Here is a 19,500-nt window from a genome sequence, read left to right as displayed (position 1 = left end):
ACGCATAGGGTTTTGATTATAGGACTATAATGAACAAGGGGAAACCTTTGTCTCCCCACTACATTAGGCTAATTACACATAAAGGCACCTGATCTTTTCACTAGGAAAAAACCAACCACTTTTATTTTTTAGTTTCCTATTTCATAGCAAGCACGGTTTTAACCATTTTAGTAATACTCGCATTGGCTTCACTAATGCTTTGCGCCAGCATATACGCAGGTGTAGTAACAAGCTTTGCGTCATTATCAACAACCACCTCATCAACTGGGCACTCTACATGCGTGGCTCCTAATGCATTCAACCCACCAGCCGTGGCTTCGTCATTGCCAATGGTCAGTTTAGTTTTGTTGCCATACACTTTTGCTGCTAGCGCAGGTGCAATACACGCGTACGCTGCGGGCTTTTTAGCTTGTGCAAAGGCTTTGCACACTGTCAGCACCTCTTCGTTAAAGGTACAATTTTCACCGTCTACAGCAAACGTGCACAGGTTCTTCGCAGCGCCAAAGCCACCAGGTAAAATAAGTGTGTCAAAAGCAGTTACGTCGCACTCAGTCACGGGTTTTATATCACCTCGGGCAATACGGGCCGATTCTACTAACACATTTCGTGCTTCACCTTCTGATACCTCACCGGTTAAGTGATTGACTACATGCAGTTGGTTTACATCTGGAGCAAAACATTGGTAAGACGCACCTTCTTGCTCAATGGCTAAAAGTGTCAATACCGCTTCGTGTAACTCAGCCCCGTCAAACACACCACTACCACTTAAAATAACGGCTACTTGTTTCATATTGTCCTCCTAGACGCTATGCCATCTACTTATTCAAAATTTGGCTATTAAACACACAACTGTTCAAAAAAAGTTCTTAATAATACGTGTATACATTGTTAATGGTTATGCTACATTACTTGACCAACTTGGTTAAACCAAAAATAAACGTACACCAAGTTATCCACATAAAATGGAATGGTAAGTAGCAGGTACGCTGTTTTCACACCTAAGTCTCATTCCCTTATTTTTCTTGATTTGAAAGGTGATCTTTAACTTGACAAAGATCACCCGGATCACTGTGCCCAAAATTTTAGATCACAAAGTTATCCACAGGCGAAATGCGATCCGCTATCGACCTTAATGTTCCTTCATGATATGGCGATCTGCCCTAGCCTGTGGCATCCTTGCGCTCATATTCTCTATTGGAAAATCGCCATCTATGCCTGATTCTAAAAAGCCTCCATTTATTCTTGTCGATGGATCGTCATATCTTTTTCGTGCCTTTCACGGTTTACCACCTTTAACCAACTCAAAGGGCCAAGACACCGGTGCTATTTATGGTGTTGTGAACATGCTTAAAAGCTTGATCAAACAATACAACCCGACGCATATGGCGGTGATTTTTGATGCTAAAGGCAAGACCTTTCGCGATGACATCTATAAAGAGTACAAAGCGAACCGTCCTCCGATGCCGGATGAGCTAAGAAGCCAAATCGAACCGTTGCACGCCATCATTAAGGCAATGGGATTACCTGTTATTGTTGAATCGGGTGTAGAAGCTGATGACGTGATTGGCACGTTAGCCAAACACGCCACAGAAAAAGGTATTGATACCCTTATCAGCACCGGCGATAAAGACATGGCGCAGCTGGTAAATGAACATGTCACCTTAATCAACACCATGACAAACCAACTGATGGATGTCGAAGGTGTAAATACGAAGTTTGGTATTCCACCGGAGCTTGTGATCGACTTCCTTGCGCTTAAGGGCGATAAAGTCGATAACATCCCAGGTGTACCTGGTGTAGGTGATAAAAGTGCTCAAGCCTTGTTAAACGGTATTGGCGGTATCGACGACATATATAAGAACCTGGATAAAATTGCAGATCTGTCGTTTAGAGGCAGTAAGTCGATGGCGGCTAAAATGCAGGAATACGAAGAGCAAGCTCGGCTTTCTTATACCCTAGCTACTATCAGCATCGATCTTGACCTTGACTATGATGTCGAAGCTCTTATGCCTTGCCAAGCCGATAACGAACAACTTCGCGATCTGTTTGCCGAATACGAGTTCAAACGCTGGCATGCAGAAGTAAGCGCGCTAATAGCCGGCGGAGATACCTCTGGTGCCAATGCAAACACCAACGAAGAAAAAAGCGATAGCGCAGAAGAGAGCGAACAAAGTGAATCGGTAGAGATAGATAAGTCGAAGTATGAGACAGTGCTTGATGAGGAACGCTTTAATGCGTGGGTCGCGAAGCTAGAAAAAGCCGAGCTAATCGCTTTTGATACCGAGACAACCAGCCTTAACTACATGGATGCGGAGTTAGTTGGTGTTTCATTTTGTATAGAGGAAGGTGAAGCAGCTTATGTGCCTGTTGCTCACGATTACCCAGATGCACCCGCCCAGCTATCACGAGAATTCGTATTAGACGCATTAAAACCTATTTTAGAATCGGACACCGTGATCAAAGTAGGTCAACACATAAAATACGACAAAAACGTATTAGCGAACTATGACATTACCTTAAACGGCATTGGCTTTGACACCATGCTTGAGAGCTATGTACTAAACAGTACTGCACAGCGCCATGATATGGACTCACTTGCCCTAGCCTACCTTGGTCATAAAACTATTCACTTCGAAGAGATTGCGGGTAAAGGCGCAAAGCAGCTAACGTTTAATCAAATTAGCCTTGAAGAAGCTGGGCCTTATGCCGCAGAAGATGCTGATATCACGCTTCGCTTACACAACGCTATTTGGACTAAGTTGAAAGAAATTCCTGAGCTTAAAAATCTATTGATAGATGTTGAGGTTCCCCTAGCCTGTGTACTTTCTCGTATGGAACAGGAAGGTGTATTGATAGACAGCCAAAGGCTGCGTCAGCAAAGCCAGGATCTTGCCACCCGGATTGCCGAGCTTGAAAGTGAAGTACATGAGGAAGCTGGCGAGCCATTCAACTTAGGTTCTACTAAACAGCTTCAACATGTCTTGTTCGAAAAAATGTCGCTACCGATCATAAAGAAAACGCCTAAAGGGGCGCCGTCTACTTCTGAGGACGTACTGCAAGAACTTGCGCTTGAGTACCCGTTGCCGAAGAAGATCATGGAATACCGTGGCCTAACCAAGCTAAAGAATACCTACACGGATAAACTTCCTAAGATGATCAATCATCGTACGGGTCGAGTGCATACTTCTTATCACCAAGCAGTAACCGCCACGGGACGACTCTCTTCTACCGATCCTAACTTACAGAACATCCCTATCCGAAATGAGGAAGGTCGCCGCGTGCGTCAGGCATTTGTACCCAGAGAAGGAAATAAGTTCGTCGCAGCCGACTACTCACAAATTGAGCTGCGCATTATGGCGCACCTTTCTGGCGATAAAGGTCTGTTAGATGCCTTTGCGCATGGTAAAGATATTCATAAAGCAACCGCAGCGGAAGTTTTTGGTGTGCCACTTGATGAAGTAACCACTGAACAGCGTCGCAGTGCAAAAGCGATTAACTTTGGCTTAATTTACGGTATGAGTGCCTTTGGGTTGTCGAAGCAACTTAATATTCCACGTAATGAAGCACAAAAATATATGGATCTTTACTTCGAGCGCTACCCAGGCGTGCTTGAGTACATGGATTCAACACGTGAGAGCGCGAAAGAAAAAGGTTATGTAGAAACCGTATTTGGTCGCAGACTTTATTTGCCTGATATTAAAGCCAGTAATGGTGCACGTAGAAAAGGCGCAGAGCGCGCAGCGATAAACGCGCCTATGCAAGGCACAGCGGCAGACATTATTAAGATGGCGATGATCAAAGTTGATGACTGGATTAGAAAAAATGCATCTGATGATGTGACAATGATGATGCAGGTGCACGATGAATTGGTTTTTGAAATAAAAGAAGACAAAGTGGAAACCTATGTCTCTACTATTACTGCTCTTATGGAAAGCGCAGCTACGCTAAATGTTCCGCTGGTTGTTGAGGCTGGTGTGGGCGAAAACTGGGATGAAGCGCACTAGTTTGGTAATTAGATTACAGTTTTTACATTAAAAGGCGCGTTATATTCATTAAATTTGGTAATTTAATTACATAACACCCTTGCCTTTTCTGTGCTTTGTTGTAATATTACACATGTAGGGTACAGAGGTGAGAAAGCTGTTTTCAAACCTTTGCTTTAACCCCGACAGTTTTGTCGGGGTTTTTTTATATCTGCGGAAAATAAATAATTCATAAATATCAATAACTTAAAAAATAAAGCGAATTTTATTTTAATTTTTCTGAACTTCTCTATTTATCACGACTCTATATCTACGGTTTTTATGTGTTTTCTCTCAGTTTACGCCTCGCTCTATGCGGGGCGTTCTTTTTTCTAACACCCCATCATACCTATCCATCGGGCACGTCAGATCAGCACAAACGGTAAGGGTGAATTGCGCTACTGTACTTCGCTATCAGACTCTTCTGTTTCGTCTTGTTTATCTAAGCCAAACCACGTATCCAAAATACGCTCTAATTCGGGTAACCCGTGCTTATTTAATGACGAGAAGGTTTGCACGGTAACATCGCCCATAAATGCCATCGCAGCTTCACGCGCCATTAACAGCTGTGCCTTTCGCTTACCGCTTTTAAGTTTGTCGGCTTTAGTGAGAAGTGCCAGTACTGGAATATTTGAGGCTACTGCCCAATGGATAAGATCTTGGTCTAAATCTTTGAAGGGGTGACGAATATCCATTAAAACGACTAATCCTTTAAGGGACTTGCGCTTTTGAAGATATTCACCAAGTGACGCCTGCCACTTCTTTTTCATGGCTACTGGCACTTTTGCAAAGCCATATCCTGGCAAATCAACCAAGCGTAAGTCTTCTTCTAATTTAAAGACGTTGATCAATTGGGTGCGACCCGGTGTTTTACTGGTTCTTGCCAAGTTCTTCTGACGAGTTAACGTGTTAAGTGCACTCGATTTACCCGCATTAGAGCGGCCCGCGAACGCTACTTCAATTCCGGTATCATTCTTTAAATGACGAATATCAGGTGCGCTCGTAAAGAATTTTGCTTTGGTGTAATACGACATCTAGACTTACCTCCACATGCGTCTCAACCTTCGGTTTACAGTTTTTTAATGAATAAACCAACTAAAAACCATAGTTTTATCATGGAATAGGTTTTTCTGACGCGTTAAATGTGTAAAATACGCATGATATCACGTATATCACGCGAGCCGTTGGATCCATTTAAGAGATTTATTATGAAAAAACTGTGTTTGTTGGTATGTATGTCTTTAGGTTTAAGCGCAACTGCTATGGCAGAAGGCGACGCCGAGGCAGGTAAAGCGAAATCTGCAGTATGTGCAGCCTGTCATGGCCCTGATGGCAACAGCATGATTGACATGAACCCAAAGATTGCTGGCCAGCATGAGAAGTACATTGTTAAGCAATTAACCGAATTTAAACTTGCCTCTCAAACAGGTGGCGAGGAAGGTCGTAACAATGCTGTGATGAACGGCATGGCTGCCCCACTTTCAGAGCAAGACATGAAAGACCTAGCCGCTTATTTCTCAAGCCAAGAGCCAAAGGCGGGTGAAACACCAGAGCAATACGTTGAAGCTGGCCGTGCATTGTACCAAGGTGGCGACGAGTCTCGAGGCGTAACTGCATGTATCGCGTGTCACGGTCCTAAGGGCAACGGCATGGGCTTAGCAGGTTTCCCTGATATCAGCGGTCAACATGCAACTTACACTGCAGCTCAATTGAAAGCATTCCGTTCAGGCCAACGTCACAATGACATGAATGGCATGATGCGTGATATTGCGATGAAATTAACCGACGAAGATATTGAGATTTTATCTAACTATATCGCGGGCTTACACTAAGCATTACCGTTTTTGCATATTGTTGTTAAAAATTTGTTACCGAAAAAGTTGTATTTTGAAATTATTCGTGTAATCTAACGGCGTAGTTTGTAGGTGCCTTTGAAAAGCTACAAGCTAAATAACAAGAATAATAATAAAAATGCAGCATGGAAGACGGGATAAAGAGCCACGAGGGCCAAAAACAACAATACAGCTCTGCTAACAATAAAAATAAGGGGAGCACGGCTAGGGAAGCAAGATACACATAGAAGTGTATAACGGGAGAGGTGTCATCTGACACTCATACAATGTAAGGTGATGGTGAGAACCATCACCTTTTTCTTTTTTAAGCCCCTTATTATTGTTCACTTTCCTATGTACTGTCCTTTATGCAAAAGCGCTAACGCGCCATCTCACTATCACTCAGATAAAAAGCGCGATTACCTTCAATGTAATCAATGCAAACTCGTTTATGTTTCTCCTGAATTCTTACCATCTAAAGAAGTAGAAAAGCAGGAATATGACCTTCACGAGAATAGCTTTGAAGACGAAGGGTATCGAAAGTTTTTAGGAAAGGTTTTAACGCCACTTACACCTTTTATAAAAGACATGAAATTTGGTGAACTCCGAGGACTAGACTTTGGCTGTGGCCCTGCGCCTGTTTTAGCAAGTATGCTGGAAGAAGAAGGCGTTAGGATGAATATGTACGATCCCTTCTATGCACACAACTTATCGGTACTTGAGCAAAGCTATGACATAGTGACATGTACAGAGGCTATAGAACACTTTCACGCCCCTCATGTGGAATGGGCGCTATTTAACAAACTTGTAGCTTCTGGTGGCGTTCTTGCCATCATGACCAAGCGCGTACTTGATAAAGCCAGGTTTGCAAATTGGCACTATAAAAACGACGTCACCCACGTTAGCTTTTTCAGCGAAGCAACCTTTCAATATTTGGCACAACGAGATGGCTATGATGTCACTTTTCCTGCCAGCGATGTCGTTCTATTGAGAAAGCGCTGAAACAAATCCCCGTAATACTTTATGTTCCCCGTATTGATTTTGCACTGCATACCCAAAGATCAATACGTAGACACTAATTCGCGCTATAATAGCGCTGTTTTTTCACTCTCTTTGTTATTTGGAAATTATGGCACGTTCAAAGAAATCACGTAAAGTCGGCCTAATCGGCGTTCGTAAAGATCCTGACTTTAAACCAAGCGAAAACCGTAAATCAGACTCGCCTCGCCCTAAAAAGCATAAAGGTAAGCCCGCTGGTAATCGCCACAATGTTGAACATAAAAAAGTGACGGGCAAAAAGAGTGCTGAGAATAAAGATCCGCGCCACGGCAGTAAAAAGCCTATTCAGCTTGTAAAAGCAGTGACGCCCACCCCTGCTCAAAAGAAAAAGTACGCCACACCAGCCCAAGAACTGGCAGCGCTTGAAGCAGATCAACGCTTGTCAGATTTACTCGACAAACTTGACGACGATAAACCGCTCACCCGTGAGCAACAAGCTTATGTCGACGAGAAGATGGCACGCCACCGCATTCTTTGTGACCTATTAGGAATAGTAGAAGAGGATGATGAAGACGACGATATGGATCCGTTTAATGATTTAGACGCTATTAATATCGACGACTTTAAGCACTAATAAAAAACGGGAAAGAGTCATGCTTTGGGCAGTACTTTCAGGCATCGCGCTACTAATTATTCTTGCGCTAGGTTTTTACGCAGGCAAACTGCTGTTTATGTTAAAACAACAAAAAGAGCGACAAGAAGCGGCAAGGCAGTCGCGCGTAGCCACTATAACCGACAGTATTATAGTAATAGCTAAGGCGATGGAGCAGCAGCAATGTGATTTGTCAGAAGGCGTAATTCGCATCGTGAACTTGCTTAACGCGCTTCCAATAAGTACTCCGCCTGATTTTAAAGCGCAGTATCCCAACATTCATGCACTATTCACAGAGGTAAGCGGTTTTGCAATTTTAGAAGCAAGGCAACAGCTACCTAAGAATGAGCGAAGAAAGCAAGATATCGCTCGCGAGCAGATTGAATCGGAATACGAATCTAAGGTGCTGGACGAATTACCACCGCTGAAGGCGTATTGTGAGACACTCGTAGCCACTAAATAACGAGTAAGCGCTACGCTGATTTAAAAGATAAAAACTGATGCAATCAATATCGAAAATGGCCGAGTACAGTATGTAGTCGGCCATTTTTTAACCCGGTTACCTTTGCCTATGTCACTTTATCGCGAGCTCGCAGGTACGTTCGTAGCAATGACACCCTACTTCGTGGTCATTGACCATACCCACAGCTTGCATAAAAGCATAGCAAATCGTTTCACCTACAAAATTAAATCCGTGCTTTTTAAGTGCTTTTGACATTGCTTTAGACGCATCAGTTGATGTGGGTGCTTGCCTGAAGTCTTCCCATGCATTAATGACCGTACGTCCATCTGTAAATTGCCAAATAAAATCACTGAATGGCTGCGACGCTTCGATAGCTAAAAAACCCTTGGCATTTTTGATAACCGACTCTATTTTGAGCTTGTTTCTGATTATGCCGCTGTCTTGCATAAGTCTGTCGACATCAGCGGGGCCCATCTTCGAAATTTTCTCAGGGTCGAACTGATAGAATGCCTGTTCAAAATTCTGCTGTTTTTTCAAAATGGTCAGCCAAGATAAACCAGCCTGTTGTCCATCGAGGCATAACTTAGCAAACAACGCGCGACTATCTAGCTCGGGTACACCCCATTCGTTATCATGATACGCTAAATAAATAGGGTCGCTGCTTACCCAACCGCAGCGATGCAAAGGCGTATTTTTTTCTATTTTTGTTTGATTGGGCATGGCTTAAGATTAAATCCTTGTTGTGAAGTGGCATATTGGCTTTATTCGTGACGTTTTTTCACCCTTTACACCTACATACTATGCCTCACAAATTGTATACTATCCCACCTTTATTTTAAGTCAGATAACTAATAAGCAGCGGATGTATGCAGAAATACGATATTAAGACCTTTCAAGGGTTGATCCTTGCGCTTCAAGATTATTGGGCGCGTCAGGGCTGCGTTATTATTCAGCCTCTGGATATGGAAGTGGGTGCCGGTACTTTTCACCCTATGACGTTCCTACGTTCTTTAGGTCCAGAGCCAATGAGTAGCGCCTATGTTCAACCGTGCCGTAGACCGACCGATGGTCGTTACGGTGAGAACCCAAACCGCTTACAACATTACTATCAGTTCCAAGTAATGCTTAAGCCTTCACCTGACAATATTCAGGAGTTGTACTTGGGCTCTTTGAAAGAGTTAGGTTTCGATCCGCTGGTTCATGACATTCGCTTCGTAGAAGACAACTGGGAATCACCCACGCTCGGTGCATGGGGTCTAGGTTGGGAAGTGTGGCTAAACGGTATGGAAGTAACTCAGTTTACCTACTTCCAGCAGGTAGGCGGCCTTGAATGTAAGCCTGTTACCGGCGAAATTACCTACGGCTTAGAGCGACTCGCCATGTACGTTCAAGGTGTAGATAGTATCTACGACCTGGTTTGGACTGACGGCCCTATGGGCAAAGTGACCTATGGCGATGTGTTCCATCAAAACGAAGTAGAACAATCGACGTATAACTTCGAACACGCCAACGTTGAAGCCTTATTTAGAACCTTCGACGAATGTGAAGCAGAAAGCAAAAAGCTTATCGAAAACAACCTTCCACTTCCTGCCTATGAGCAGGTTATGAAGGCGTCACACGCATTTAACTTGCTTGATGCTCGTCATGCTATCTCAGTGACTGAACGCCAGCGCTATATTCTTCGCGTTCGAACGCTAGCTAAAGCGTGTGCAGAAAGCTATTACCAAGCACGTGAAGCACTTGGCTTCCCACTATGTAACAAGGAGGCATAAGCGTGCGTACAGAAAATTGTTTAGTTGAATTAGGTACTGAAGAACTCCCACCAAAAGCGCTTAAGTCTTTAGGTGAAGCCTTCGCCACGCAGTTTGAAGCTGCGCTTACGCAAGCTGACTTAAGCTTTGATTCAGTCAGCTGGTTTGCAGCCCCTCGCCGCTTAGCCGTTTATGTTTCAGGTCTTGCTGAAGGTCAGGCTGACAAAGTAGTAGAGAAACGCGGCCCAGCAGTATCAGCCGCGTTTGACGCCGACGGTAACCCTACTAAAGCAGCACAAGGTTGGGCTCGCGGTAACGGCATTGACGTTGCTGACGCAGAGCGTCTTGTAACTGACAAAGGAGAGTGGTTACTTCATAAAGCCCACGTTCCAGGGCAATCAGTTGCAGAGCTTCTAGAAGGGCTGATAAACCAAGCAGTAAGCAAGCTACCTATTCCAAAGCCAATGCGTTGGGGTAATTACAACACTCAGTTTATACGCCCGGTTCACACCCTTTGCGTGCTTTACGGAAGCGAAGTGGTTAACGTTTCTGTATTGGGCCTAACAAGCGGCCGCGTTGTTCAGGGTCACCGATTCCACGGCGAAGGTCGCTTTGAACTGGATTATGCTGACAATTACGCCTCTGCCCTAGAGCAACAATATGTGCTGGCAGATTTTGAGGCGCGTAAAGATAAAGTGCGTCAGCAGCTTGAAGACGCAGCGCAAAGCTTGTCGCTTAAGCCAGACTATAATGAAGACTTACTGGAAGAAATCGCGTCACTTGTAGAGTGGCCGGTTGTACTTCAAGCTGGGTTTGATGAGGCTTTCTTGGCAGTACCGAAAGAAGCGCTTATCTATACCATGAAAGACGACCAAAAATATGTGCCGCTGCTAGATAGCGATGGTGCACTTTCAAACATTTTCTTATTTGTAACGAATATCGAAAGTCGCGATGCGTCTCAAGTTATTTCTGGCAATGAAAAGGTTATCCGCCCTCGTCTTGCAGACGCTGAGTTCTTCTTTAACAGCGATAAAAAGACGACATTAGAAAGCCGCCTTGAAAGTTTAGAAACCGTGTTGTTCCAAAAACAGCTTGGTACGCTAAAAGAAAAGTCTGAGCGTATATCTGCCCTATCGGCGTTTATTGCGTCGCAAATAGATGCGAATGAAACACAAGCTGCACGAGCAGGTCTTCTAGCTAAAACCGACTTGATGTCGAACATGGTTATGGAGTTCCCAGACGTTCAAGGTGTTATGGGTAAATACTATGCGCTAAACGACGGTGAAGATGCGCCTGTTGCAGAAGCACTGTATGAACAATACATGCCGCGTTTTGCTGGTGACGCACTTCCTAGTTCTGGCGTTAGCGCGTCGGTCGCGCTTGCTGACAAACTAGATACTCTTGTGGGTATTTTTGGTATTGGCCAGTTACCTAAGGGTGATAAAGACCCATTCGCGCTTCGTCGTGCAGCTATCGGTGTACTACGTATTGTCACTGAGCTGTCACTGCCGCTAGATCTTGAAACGCTAGTAAGCAAAGCTATCGATGTGTATGGCGATAAGTTAACGAATGCTGAAACACAATCTCAGGTTGTTGATTTTGTATTGGGTCGATTTACTGCGCTCCTACAAGATCAAGCTATCGCCATTGACGTTATTCAGGCCGTTGCTGCTCGTCGCCCTACTAAGCCAGCTGACTACTTAGCCCGAGTTCATGCAGTAGATAAGTTCAGAGCATTGGAAGAAGCCGAAGCGCTAGCTGCCGCTAACAAGCGTGTTGCAAACATCCTTGCTAAGCAGAACGTTGAAGTGACAGACACAGTGAATATTGATGAGTCACTGTTAGCCGAAGAAGCTGAAAAAGCGCTTTATGTTGAGCTGAAAGCCGCACAGGAAGAAGTTGATATTGCTGTTCCTTCACAGGACTACACGCGTATTCTTACTGCGCTTGCAACCTTACGTAATGTAATCGATAACTTCTTCGATAACGTAATGGTTATGGCTGATGACGAAGCGGTTAAGAATAACCGACTTGCTTTACTGTCGCTTTTAAGGCAACTTTTCCTTACTACCGCAGATATATCTATTCTCGCGAAGTCTTAGGCTAGTAAGAGTTAACGCGGTTTTATGCTGCGAAAAACAAAAAGCCCAGCCTTAACGTTGGGCTTTTTTTATAAATGGAGACGCTGTGAAAAAGTTACTAACTATTGCTTCTATGTGCATAGCACTTTCAGCATGCTCAAGCAGTGGAAGTTTTAAAATTCCAGAAATAGCACCGGACGTGCCTCGCATTCAATTCGAAAACATGTTCCTAAGAGGTGTATTTAACTGGTGGGAGGCTGACCCAAGTTACAAGTTCAAACGATCAAATTCAGGCTGGACAGTGGACGTTGAACTCATAGCCGACGGACAACCTTATGATTTTAGGTTGTCAGATGCAAAATGGACGCCTTCACAAAGCTGTGGCGGCAAGTATAAAGGGCAGCCTGTAATGATAGGCTCCACTGTTTATTTAGTCTGTGAACAGGGCTCAGAGAACTTGCAATTTACCCCCTCGTCAACAGGCACCTATCGCTTTACTGTAACAGCAGCAAGTGCTGGGGAGGTCGCCTTGGTTGTTTCTAAAATTTAGACTTGAGTGCCGTGTAGTAGCGGCATTCACTATTCCTTTTTCATTGGAAAGACTCTTGCCTCACATTCAATGCCAATGAAAAGTTCTGTGTTTTATACGAGTAATTCACCTGAGCTCAGGCATAAAAAAAGCGACCGTTGGTCGCTTTTTTCAAATAGCTAAAAGCTCTACACGTCTAAGTTTTCCACTTTCAGCGCGTTAGCTTCAATAAACTCTCGACGAGGCTCAACTTGGTCACCCATCAATGTAGTGAACAGCTGGTCACAACCAATGGCATCCTCAATGGTAACTTGAAGCATACGGCGGCTTTCTGGGTCCATGGTGGTTTCCCATAGTTGCTCAGGGTTCATCTCACCTAGCCCTTTATAGCGCTGAATGTATTGGCCGCGTTTCGCTTCATTCATTAGCCACTCTAGGGCTTCTTTGAAAGACTCAACTGGCTGTCTACGTTCGCCACGCTGGATGTAAGCGTCTTTACCCATCATGTCATTGATAGCAAGGTTAAGCTCTTTAAGGCGCTGATATTCAGACGACTCGATAAACTCATGATCGATAACGTACTCATAATCGATACCGTGCATACGCATAATGATTGTAATGTAGTACTCGCTAAGCTCAGCATCAGTGCGAATTTCATAACGGTATGTAGCACCATCGTTTTCGCGCTCTGTAAGCTGCTCTACGAAGTGTTTCGCCACATGCTCTAGTGCAGATTGATCTTTAAGGTCTTCAAGGTTTAGCGTAGGCGTGTAAAGCATTCTGTAGAGGATAGATGCAGGCATAAGACGTTTCATACGTGCAATCATCTTCTCTACCGATTGGTACTGCTTAACAAGGTTTTCAAGCCCTACACCACTAATACCTGGGTCTTCATCGCTGGTGTGCAAAGACGCACCGTCAATGGCGATTGATGTTAGGTAGTTAGTTAACGCATCGTCATCTTTAAGATACTGCTCTTGTTTACCCTTCTTCACTTTGTAAAGCGGAGGCTGTGCAATATATACATATCCACGCTCAATGATTTCAGGCATTTGACGATAGAAAAATGTGAGTAGAAGTGTACGAATGTGAGAACCATCCACGTCAGCATCGGTCATGATAATGATGCTGTGATAGCGTAGTTTTTCAGGGTCATACTCGTCGCGACCAATACCACAACCTAGTGCAGTGATTAGCGTCGCAACTTCCTGCGAAGAAAGCATCTTATCGAAACGCGCTTTCTCAACGTTTAGTATTTTACCTTTAAGCGGAAGAATAGCTTGGTTTTTACGGTTACGACCCTGCTTAGCTGAACCGCCCGCAGAGTCACCCTCCACTATGTATAGTTCACTAAGTGCAGGATCTTTTTCCTGACAGTCAGCTAGCTTACCTGGTAGGCCAGCCAAATCTAGCGCACCTTTACGGCGTGTCATTTCACGGGCCTTTCGTGCAGCTTCACGAGCACGAGCAGCATCGATAATCTTACCCGCAATGATTTTACTTTCTGCAGGGTTTTCTAATAAGAACTCAGCTAGCTTTTCATTCATTGCCGATTCAACAGCTGGACGAACTTCAGAAGATACAAGCTTATCTTTAGTCTGTGAGCTGAATTTTGGATCTGGTACTTTAACAGAAATAACTGCGGTTAGACCTTCACGCGCGTCGTCACCACTGGCATTCGTTTTAGCCTTTTTGTTCAGGCCTTCCTTTTCCATGTAGTTATTCAATGTACGCGTCAACGCTCCACGGAAGCCCGCCAAGTGAGTACCGCCGTCGCGCTGAGGAATGTTGTTGGTGAAACAGAACACGTTCTCTTGGAAGCTATCGTTCCATTGCATCGCTACTTCTACTGCAATACCGTCTTCTTGTTCACAGCTGAAATGAAACACTTTCTGGTGAACTGGTGTTTTCTTCTCATTCAAATATTCGACAAAAGCTTGTATACCACCTTCGTACATGAAGTGGTCTTCTTTACCGTCGCGTTCATCTTTCAAGCGAATCGACACACCAGAGTTAAGGAATGATAGTTCACGAAGACGTTTAGCAAGAATATCGTAGTGGTAAAGCGTATCTGTGAAGGTGTCTGAACTTGGCCAGAAACGGATCATAGTTCCCGTTTTGTCAGTATCGCCTGTTACGGCTAGTGGCGCCTGTGGAACACCATGATGATATTCTTGTTCATGCGCTTTACCACCGCGACGAATACGAAGCTTCAGTCGGCTTGAAAGTGCGTTTACTACTGATACACCTACACCGTGCAAACCGCCCGATACTTTATAAGAGTTATCGTCGAACTTACCGCCGGCGTGAAGAACCGTCATAATAACTTCAGCTGCAGACACACCCTCTTCTGAGTGCAATTCAGTTGGTATACCACGTCCATCGTCAGACACAGATACTGAGCCATCGCTGTGAATGAGCACAGTAATCTCAGAACAATGTCCAGCAAGTGCTTCATCGATAGAGTTATCGACCACCTCGAAAACCATGTGGTGTAATCCGGTACCATCATCAGTATCACCGATATACATACCAGGACGCTTTCTTACGGCATCTAATCCTTTAAGTACTTTAATACTGGACGAGTCGTAGTTGTTCTCTGCTGACATACTAGCTTTTACTCCTCTTTCACGCTTCCATGTTCCACGTGAAACATTTTCTTTTCGTTGTATTTTTGTATAAAAGCGAGTTGCGTGGATTCTATTGCAGTAACGAAAACCTGCGTATCCATTTTGAGCAACCCATCAATAAATTGTTCTCTTTTATCGGCATCTAGTTCGGCACCTACATCATCAAGTAAAAAGATACTTTTACGCTGCGTTGCCTTATTAAATAGCTTAGTCTGTGACATTTGAAGCGCTGCCACAGCCATTCTAAGCTGTCCTCTTGATAAAAGCTCCTGAGCGTTTACTCCATTCACTTTAAGCCTTAAATCGGCTTTATGGGGCCCAGAAGAGGTATGTCCTATTTTACCATCATACTCACGTTTTTTAACTAGGCTTTCTGATAAACCGACATCTTTTTCCCACCCTTTATAGTAACTTAATTCCACATCGAAGTTAGGAAGAAATTCTTGCGCATATTGCTTAAAAATAGGCGTAAGGGTATCCACATATTCCTGACGCGTAGCCGATAGAGATTCACCTAGTTCTGAGAACTGAGACTCCCAATATTGATTTTGTGGTGCGCTTAAATTTGCCTGCTGTTTCAGTAAGGCATTTCTATGTTTTAAAAATTTACCATACTGATTAGCAAGTGATTGAAACTGATGTTCCACGTGAAACAATCCCCAATCACAAAAACGTCGACGCTCGGAAGGCGAACCAATTATAAGGTCAGTACTCTGCGGAGTAAAAAGTTGAAGTGGTACCAAGCTAACTAAATCTGATAACTTATTTGAATGTTCACCGTTAATACTACAGGTGAATGTCTCGTTTCTACTTCGTTGAAAACCTAGCTTTAATTCATCCCCTTCTTCAGTTTTGCATGACGCGAAAACACTGAAGCTGTCCTTCTCATTTTGAATAACCGAACTGTGTTTATTTGTTCTAAAAGAACGTCCAAAGCCCAGGTAATAAAGTGCTTCGATTAACGAGGATTTTCCACTCCCATTCACGCCTTTAATGATAGTCAACGCTGGTGAAGGAGAAAGTGATACGGAAGTAAGATTACGAAACTGTGTAATCTGGACGCGGTCCAGTTTCATGAGGTCACACTGATGAAAGAAAAGAAGCGAGGAGTATCAACACTCATCGCTTCTTGAATTGATAATTTAAATAACAAAATAACGTGGAATATGCGAAACGCTGCAAACACTTAATGTAGTAGTGACTAAAGTCGCATTGGCATAATAACGTATAACGCGGCGTCATCAGCATCATCTTCGATTAGCGCACTTGCGTTTGAGTCTGATAGGCTAACTTTAACACCATCAGATCCAAGCGCATTCAATACGTCAATTAAATAGGCAACGTTAAAGCCAATTTCTAAATCGTCACCTTGATATTGAACATCAACGATTTCTTCCGCTTCTTCTTGCTCTGGGTTATTAGCCGTTATCTTAAGCTCACCAGAAGACAAGTTTAATCGTACGCCTCTAAACTTTTCGTTAGATAGAATGGCCGCACGTGAAAATGCTTCTTTTAATACGGCTTTACTCGCAATAATTTCCTTGTCGCCATTTTGAGGTAAAACACGGCGATAATCAGGAAATCTGCCATCAACTAATTTCGAAGTGAAAATGAAATCGTTTGAGAAAATTCGAAGATGGTTGGCGCCTATTTGCACCTTAAGAGATTTATCATCTTCGCTAATAAGACGAGAAATTTCTAACACGCCTTTACGTGGAATAATCACCTGACGAGATGGCAAAGCGGTCTCGTAGTTTAGGCGACAAAGAGCAAGACGGTGACCGTCTGTTGCAACGGTACGAATGATATTCTCTTCCGTTTCAAGGGACATACCATTTAAGTAATAACGTACGTCTTGTTGAGCCATTGAAAAGCTCGTTGCATCGATAAGACGTTTTAGATCACTGCACGATAATTCAAACTCAACTTCACCTTCCCAGTCTTCTAAATTTGGGTAGTCGTTGGCAGATAAAGTAGAAAGCGTATAACGACCTCGACCGGCACGAATAAGTGCTTTGCTGCCGTCTAACGAGAAATGAATATCTGTTCCTTCAGAAATACCGCGAATAATATCAAACAGCTTTTTAGCAGGAACAGTAATTTCACCTTCCGTGAATTCACCTTCTAATTTCACGCTAGAAATTAGTTCTACCTCTAAATCTGTACCAGTAAGCCAAAGTGCGTCCTCACTTACTTTGATGAGAACATTGGAAAGAATTGGCAGTGTGTGTCTACGCTCTACAGCACCAGATACCAACTGTAGGGGTTGTAAAAATTGTTCGCGGCTTATAGTAAATTTCATCGCAGTGCTATCTCGCCTCTAAGGTCGTGGTGTTAGGAAGACAAAGTCCTAATGAGGTTCTTATAGTCCTCTTTTATATCATGACTTTCTTCTCTTAGCTGCTCTATTTTTCTACAAGCGTGTAAAACCGTAGTGTGGTCTCGTCCACCAAACGCGTTTCCTAGTTCAGGTAAACTGTGGTTGGTAAGTTCTTTGGCCAGCGCCATCGCGACTTGGCGAGGACGCGCCACACTACGACTACGTCGTTTAGACAAAATATCAGCTACTTTTATCTTATAATAATCTGCGACGGTTTTCTGAATATTATCAACGGTTACCAATTTTTCTTGAAGCGCAAGAAGGTCTCGAAGCGCTTCGCGAACGAAATCAATAGTGATAGGGCGACCGGTAAAGTTTGCGTTAGCAATAACACGGTTAAGTGCACCCTCGAGCTCACGTACGTTTGAACGCAATCGCTTAGCTATAAAGAACGCCACTTCATTAGGTAAGTGAATCCGGTTCTCTGCCGCTTTGCGCATCAAAATAGCCACTCGGGTTTCAAGCTCTGGTGGCTCTATAGCAATAGTTAAACCCCAACCGAAGCGCGATTTCAATCGATCCTCTACCCCATCAATCTCTTTAGGATATCTATCAGAAGTAAGTATGATTTGTTGGTTACCTTCAAGAAGCGCATTGAACGTGTGGAAGAACTCTTCTTGTGAACGCTCTTTATTAGCAAAGAATTGAATATCATCGATAAGTAACGCATCAACGCTGCGATAGAAGCGCTTAAAGTCCTCTATAGCGTTATTTTGTAGTGCCTTAACCATATCCTGCACGAAACGCTCTGAATGCATATACACAATTTTAGCGTCACCGTTATTAGCTACGATGCCATTACCCACTGCATGTAATAAGTGAGTTTTACCTAAGCCCGTACCACCGTAAATGAACAGTGGGTTGTAAGAACCGCCTGGGTTATTTGCAACTTGAGTTGCAGCCGCACGTGCTAGCTGGTTAGATTTACCTTCGACAAAGTTGTCGAATTGATAAGTCGGATTAATATTACTTTTATGCTTCATCGCCTCAGGGATCGGGATCACTTTCGGCGGTGTAGACGATCTTGGCGCTTGATCTGCGTATGCATTATATCCATTACGGTCGTGGTTTTGCGCACCGCGATCATTTAGATCCATACCCTGTGTGTATGAAGGTGATTTTGAAAACGCATTGTTTTGTCCTTGATCACCCGCTTGGCTTGCCGATGATGGCATACCGCTATTCGACATTGGTGAATAAGACGATGTGTGCTGCCCATTACTGCCGCTGTGAACAGGCTGATTACTAGGATTATAGTTCTGATACCCTTGACCGCCCGCAGGTGCACTAGGCTTACTTGGTTGATTATTAGGCGTATTTGGAGCAGGCGAAGATCCGCTGGTACTTACAGGCTGACTACGGCTTACGCTGTGACGATTCATCACTTCTAAACGCAATTGTGGTGCGTCACTTCCGGCAAACTCTTTTAGTAGTGCGGTAATATTATTCAGGTACTTGTCTCTTACCCAATCAAGTACAAAACGATTGGGAGCATAGAGTGCAACCACGCCTTGTTGTTCTTCACAAACAAGCGGTCGTATCCACATACTAAACTGCTGCGTTGGTAATTCTTGACGCAATCTTTCAAGGCATTGGTTCCACAAGGACATGGTACGTAGTTAGCTCCCGTAACTCGCTAGAAAAACCAACTCCTGAAAAGCCAAGCATAAAGAAAGCAGGCACTAAAAAGCGCCATTAGAAGAAAATAGCGTTGGAAGTGTTGGGTAGCAGCGAGAAATTAAGTTATCGTTTTAATCGCTGTGGATTATCTTACTTTATCAACACAATGTAAATGGCGATCCCGATCGATCTTTTCGATCAAAACAACAAGCAACTGATTAGCAAGCTTTTTTCTTTTAGATCAAATCAAACTATAACGAGAAAAATTCATTCTAAATTTGTGCTAAAAAACCGTTAGATCACCTTGCTTTTTATATATATCTCTGTGTTTTTCACAACGCACTGTGGATAACCTAACCAAATTTTACGCGTTATTCACAGACGATTTGTACGAAAACTGCGTTATCGATTAGGCTATCGATTAGAAAATGCAAAAATTGTTCACTTATTCATCCGAAAAGCGAGAATATGCATTGACAGCACGCCCCGAGATCTCTAGAATTCAGCGTCCTTTTTCGATGGGCTTTTCTGGTGAAAACAC

At 43.6% G+C, this 19,500-nt stretch carries 15 protein-coding genes; 8 read left to right on the top strand and 7 right to left on the bottom strand.

From position 1 onward, the window contains the following. Positions 1–136: 136 nt before the first annotated feature. On the bottom strand, positions 137–790 hold the full coding sequence (elbB, locus tag MHM99_RS02075; protein WP_014947724.1) for an isoprenoid biosynthesis glyoxalase ElbB: 654 nt from the start codon (positions 788–790) through the stop codon (positions 137–139). 421 nt (positions 791–1,211) lie between these two features. On the opposite strand from elbB, the gene polA reads away from it, so the two are divergent. Then, positions 1,212–4,004, top strand: coding sequence for a DNA polymerase I (polA, locus tag MHM99_RS02070; RefSeq protein WP_101563207.1), 2,793 nt, complete (start codon positions 1,212–1,214; stop codon positions 4,002–4,004). Between the two features lie 416 nt (positions 4,005–4,420). Here polA and yihA read toward each other — a convergent pair whose 3' ends face one another. Further along, on the bottom strand, positions 4,421–5,056 hold the full coding sequence (yihA, locus tag MHM99_RS02065) for a ribosome biogenesis GTP-binding protein YihA/YsxC (RefSeq protein WP_014975249.1): 636 nt from the start codon (positions 5,054–5,056) through the stop codon (positions 4,421–4,423). 174 nt (positions 5,057–5,230) lie between these two features. On the opposite strand from yihA, the gene MHM99_RS02060 reads away from it, so the two are divergent. The 4 genes from MHM99_RS02060 to MHM99_RS02045 all read left to right on the top strand — a co-directional run bounded on the left by MHM99_RS02060 (position 5,231) and on the right by MHM99_RS02045 (position 7,968). Further along, positions 5,231–5,854: a c-type cytochrome gene (locus tag MHM99_RS02060; protein ID WP_014947721.1), complete on the top strand. Its 624-nt coding sequence runs from the start codon at positions 5,231–5,233 to the stop codon at positions 5,852–5,854. Positions 5,855–6,154: 300 nt separating this feature from the next. Further along, the gene (locus MHM99_RS02055; protein WP_080986387.1) at positions 6,155–6,856 is read left to right on the top strand and encodes a class I SAM-dependent methyltransferase; all 702 of its coding nucleotides are present in this window, start codon (positions 6,155–6,157) and stop codon (positions 6,854–6,856) included. A gap of 127 nt (positions 6,857–6,983) precedes the next feature. Beyond that, positions 6,984–7,487 (top strand): Der GTPase-activating protein YihI, encoded by a 504-nt coding sequence (gene yihI, locus MHM99_RS02050; RefSeq protein ID WP_239217947.1) that lies wholly within the window; start codon positions 6,984–6,986, stop codon positions 7,485–7,487. Between the two features lie 19 nt (positions 7,488–7,506). Further along, positions 7,507–7,968, top strand: a complete 462-nt coding sequence (locus tag MHM99_RS02045) for a DUF2489 domain-containing protein (RefSeq protein WP_039222303.1) — start codon at positions 7,507–7,509, stop codon at positions 7,966–7,968. A 111-nt stretch (positions 7,969–8,079) separates the two neighbouring features. Here the strand turns inward: MHM99_RS02045 and MHM99_RS02040 are convergent, their stop codons facing one another. After that, positions 8,080–8,688: a DNA-3-methyladenine glycosylase I gene (locus tag MHM99_RS02040; RefSeq protein WP_156085682.1), complete on the bottom strand. Its 609-nt coding sequence runs from the start codon at positions 8,686–8,688 to the stop codon at positions 8,080–8,082. Positions 8,689–8,834: 146 nt separating this feature from the next. On the opposite strand from MHM99_RS02040, the gene glyQ reads away from it, so the two are divergent. From glyQ to MHM99_RS02025, 3 genes are all read left to right on the top strand, one after another. Then, positions 8,835–9,740 (top strand): glycine--tRNA ligase subunit alpha, encoded by a 906-nt coding sequence (gene glyQ, locus MHM99_RS02035; protein ID WP_014947716.1) that lies wholly within the window; start codon positions 8,835–8,837, stop codon positions 9,738–9,740. Between the two features lie 2 nt (positions 9,741–9,742). Then, on the top strand, positions 9,743–11,821 hold the full coding sequence (glyS, locus tag MHM99_RS02030) for a glycine--tRNA ligase subunit beta (protein ID WP_239217945.1): 2,079 nt from the start codon (positions 9,743–9,745) through the stop codon (positions 11,819–11,821). An 85-nt stretch (positions 11,822–11,906) separates the two neighbouring features. Then, positions 11,907–12,350, top strand: a complete 444-nt coding sequence (locus MHM99_RS02025) for a hypothetical protein (RefSeq protein WP_239217943.1) — start codon at positions 11,907–11,909, stop codon at positions 12,348–12,350. Between the two features lie 167 nt (positions 12,351–12,517). Here the strand turns inward: MHM99_RS02025 and gyrB are convergent, their stop codons facing one another. The 4 genes from gyrB to dnaA all read right to left on the bottom strand — a co-directional run bounded on the left by gyrB (position 12,518) and on the right by dnaA (position 18,949). Beyond that, on the bottom strand, positions 12,518–14,938 hold the full coding sequence (gene gyrB, locus MHM99_RS02020; RefSeq protein ID WP_239217941.1) for a DNA topoisomerase (ATP-hydrolyzing) subunit B: 2,421 nt from the start codon (positions 14,936–14,938) through the stop codon (positions 12,518–12,520). A gap of 8 nt (positions 14,939–14,946) precedes the next feature. After that, positions 14,947–16,035: a DNA replication/repair protein RecF gene (recF, locus tag MHM99_RS02015; RefSeq protein WP_039228901.1), complete on the bottom strand. Its 1,089-nt coding sequence runs from the start codon at positions 16,033–16,035 to the stop codon at positions 14,947–14,949. Between the two features lie 125 nt (positions 16,036–16,160). Then, positions 16,161–17,261, bottom strand: coding sequence for a DNA polymerase III subunit beta (gene dnaN / locus MHM99_RS02010; protein WP_012516526.1), 1,101 nt, complete (start codon positions 17,259–17,261; stop codon positions 16,161–16,163). A 32-nt stretch (positions 17,262–17,293) separates the two neighbouring features. Beyond that, positions 17,294–18,949 carry a chromosomal replication initiator protein DnaA gene (dnaA, locus tag MHM99_RS02005; protein WP_049586370.1) on the bottom strand — a complete coding sequence of 552 codons (1,656 nt, stop codon included), beginning with the start codon at positions 18,947–18,949 and terminating at the stop codon, positions 17,294–17,296. Between the last annotated feature and the right edge of the window lie 551 nt (positions 18,950–19,500).

It is taken from the genome of Alteromonas sp. MmMcT2-2 (assembly GCF_022348305.1).
GTDB classification, from domain to species: domain Bacteria; phylum Pseudomonadota; class Gammaproteobacteria; order Enterobacterales; family Alteromonadaceae; genus Alteromonas; species Alteromonas macleodii.
Note: the sequence above shows the minus strand (reverse complement) of the source record. Positions and strands in the feature narration are given on the sequence as shown.

What these genes read in the sequence shown, in the direction of transcription:
- elbB (WP_014947724.1), bottom strand. Translation starts at nt 790, where the DNA reads ATGAAACAAGTAGCCGTTATTTTAAGTGGTAGTGGTGTGTTTGACGGG.
- polA (WP_101563207.1), top strand. Translation starts at nt 1,212, where the DNA reads ATGCCTGATTCTAAAAAGCCTCCATTTATTCTTGTCGATGGATCGTCA.
- yihA (WP_014975249.1), bottom strand. Translation starts at nt 5,056, where the DNA reads ATGTCGTATTACACCAAAGCAAAATTCTTTACGAGCGCACCTGATATT.
- MHM99_RS02060 (WP_014947721.1), top strand. Translation starts at nt 5,231, where the DNA reads ATGAAAAAACTGTGTTTGTTGGTATGTATGTCTTTAGGTTTAAGCGCA.
- yihI (WP_239217947.1), top strand. Translation starts at nt 6,984, where the DNA reads ATGGCACGTTCAAAGAAATCACGTAAAGTCGGCCTAATCGGCGTTCGT.
- MHM99_RS02045 (WP_039222303.1), top strand. Translation starts at nt 7,507, where the DNA reads ATGCTTTGGGCAGTACTTTCAGGCATCGCGCTACTAATTATTCTTGCG.
- MHM99_RS02040 (WP_156085682.1), bottom strand. Translation starts at nt 8,688, where the DNA reads ATGCCCAATCAAACAAAAATAGAAAAAAATACGCCTTTGCATCGCTGC.
- glyQ (WP_014947716.1), top strand. Translation starts at nt 8,835, where the DNA reads ATGCAGAAATACGATATTAAGACCTTTCAAGGGTTGATCCTTGCGCTT.
- gyrB (WP_239217941.1), bottom strand. Translation starts at nt 14,938, where the DNA reads ATGTCAGCAGAGAACAACTACGACTCGTCCAGTATTAAAGTACTTAAA.
- recF (WP_039228901.1), bottom strand. Translation starts at nt 16,035, where the DNA reads ATGAAACTGGACCGCGTCCAGATTACACAGTTTCGTAATCTTACTTCC.
- dnaN (WP_012516526.1), bottom strand. Translation starts at nt 17,261, where the DNA reads ATGAAATTTACTATAAGCCGCGAACAATTTTTACAACCCCTACAGTTG.
- dnaA (WP_049586370.1), bottom strand. Translation starts at nt 18,949, where the DNA reads ATGTCCTTGTGGAACCAATGCCTTGAAAGATTGCGTCAAGAATTACCA.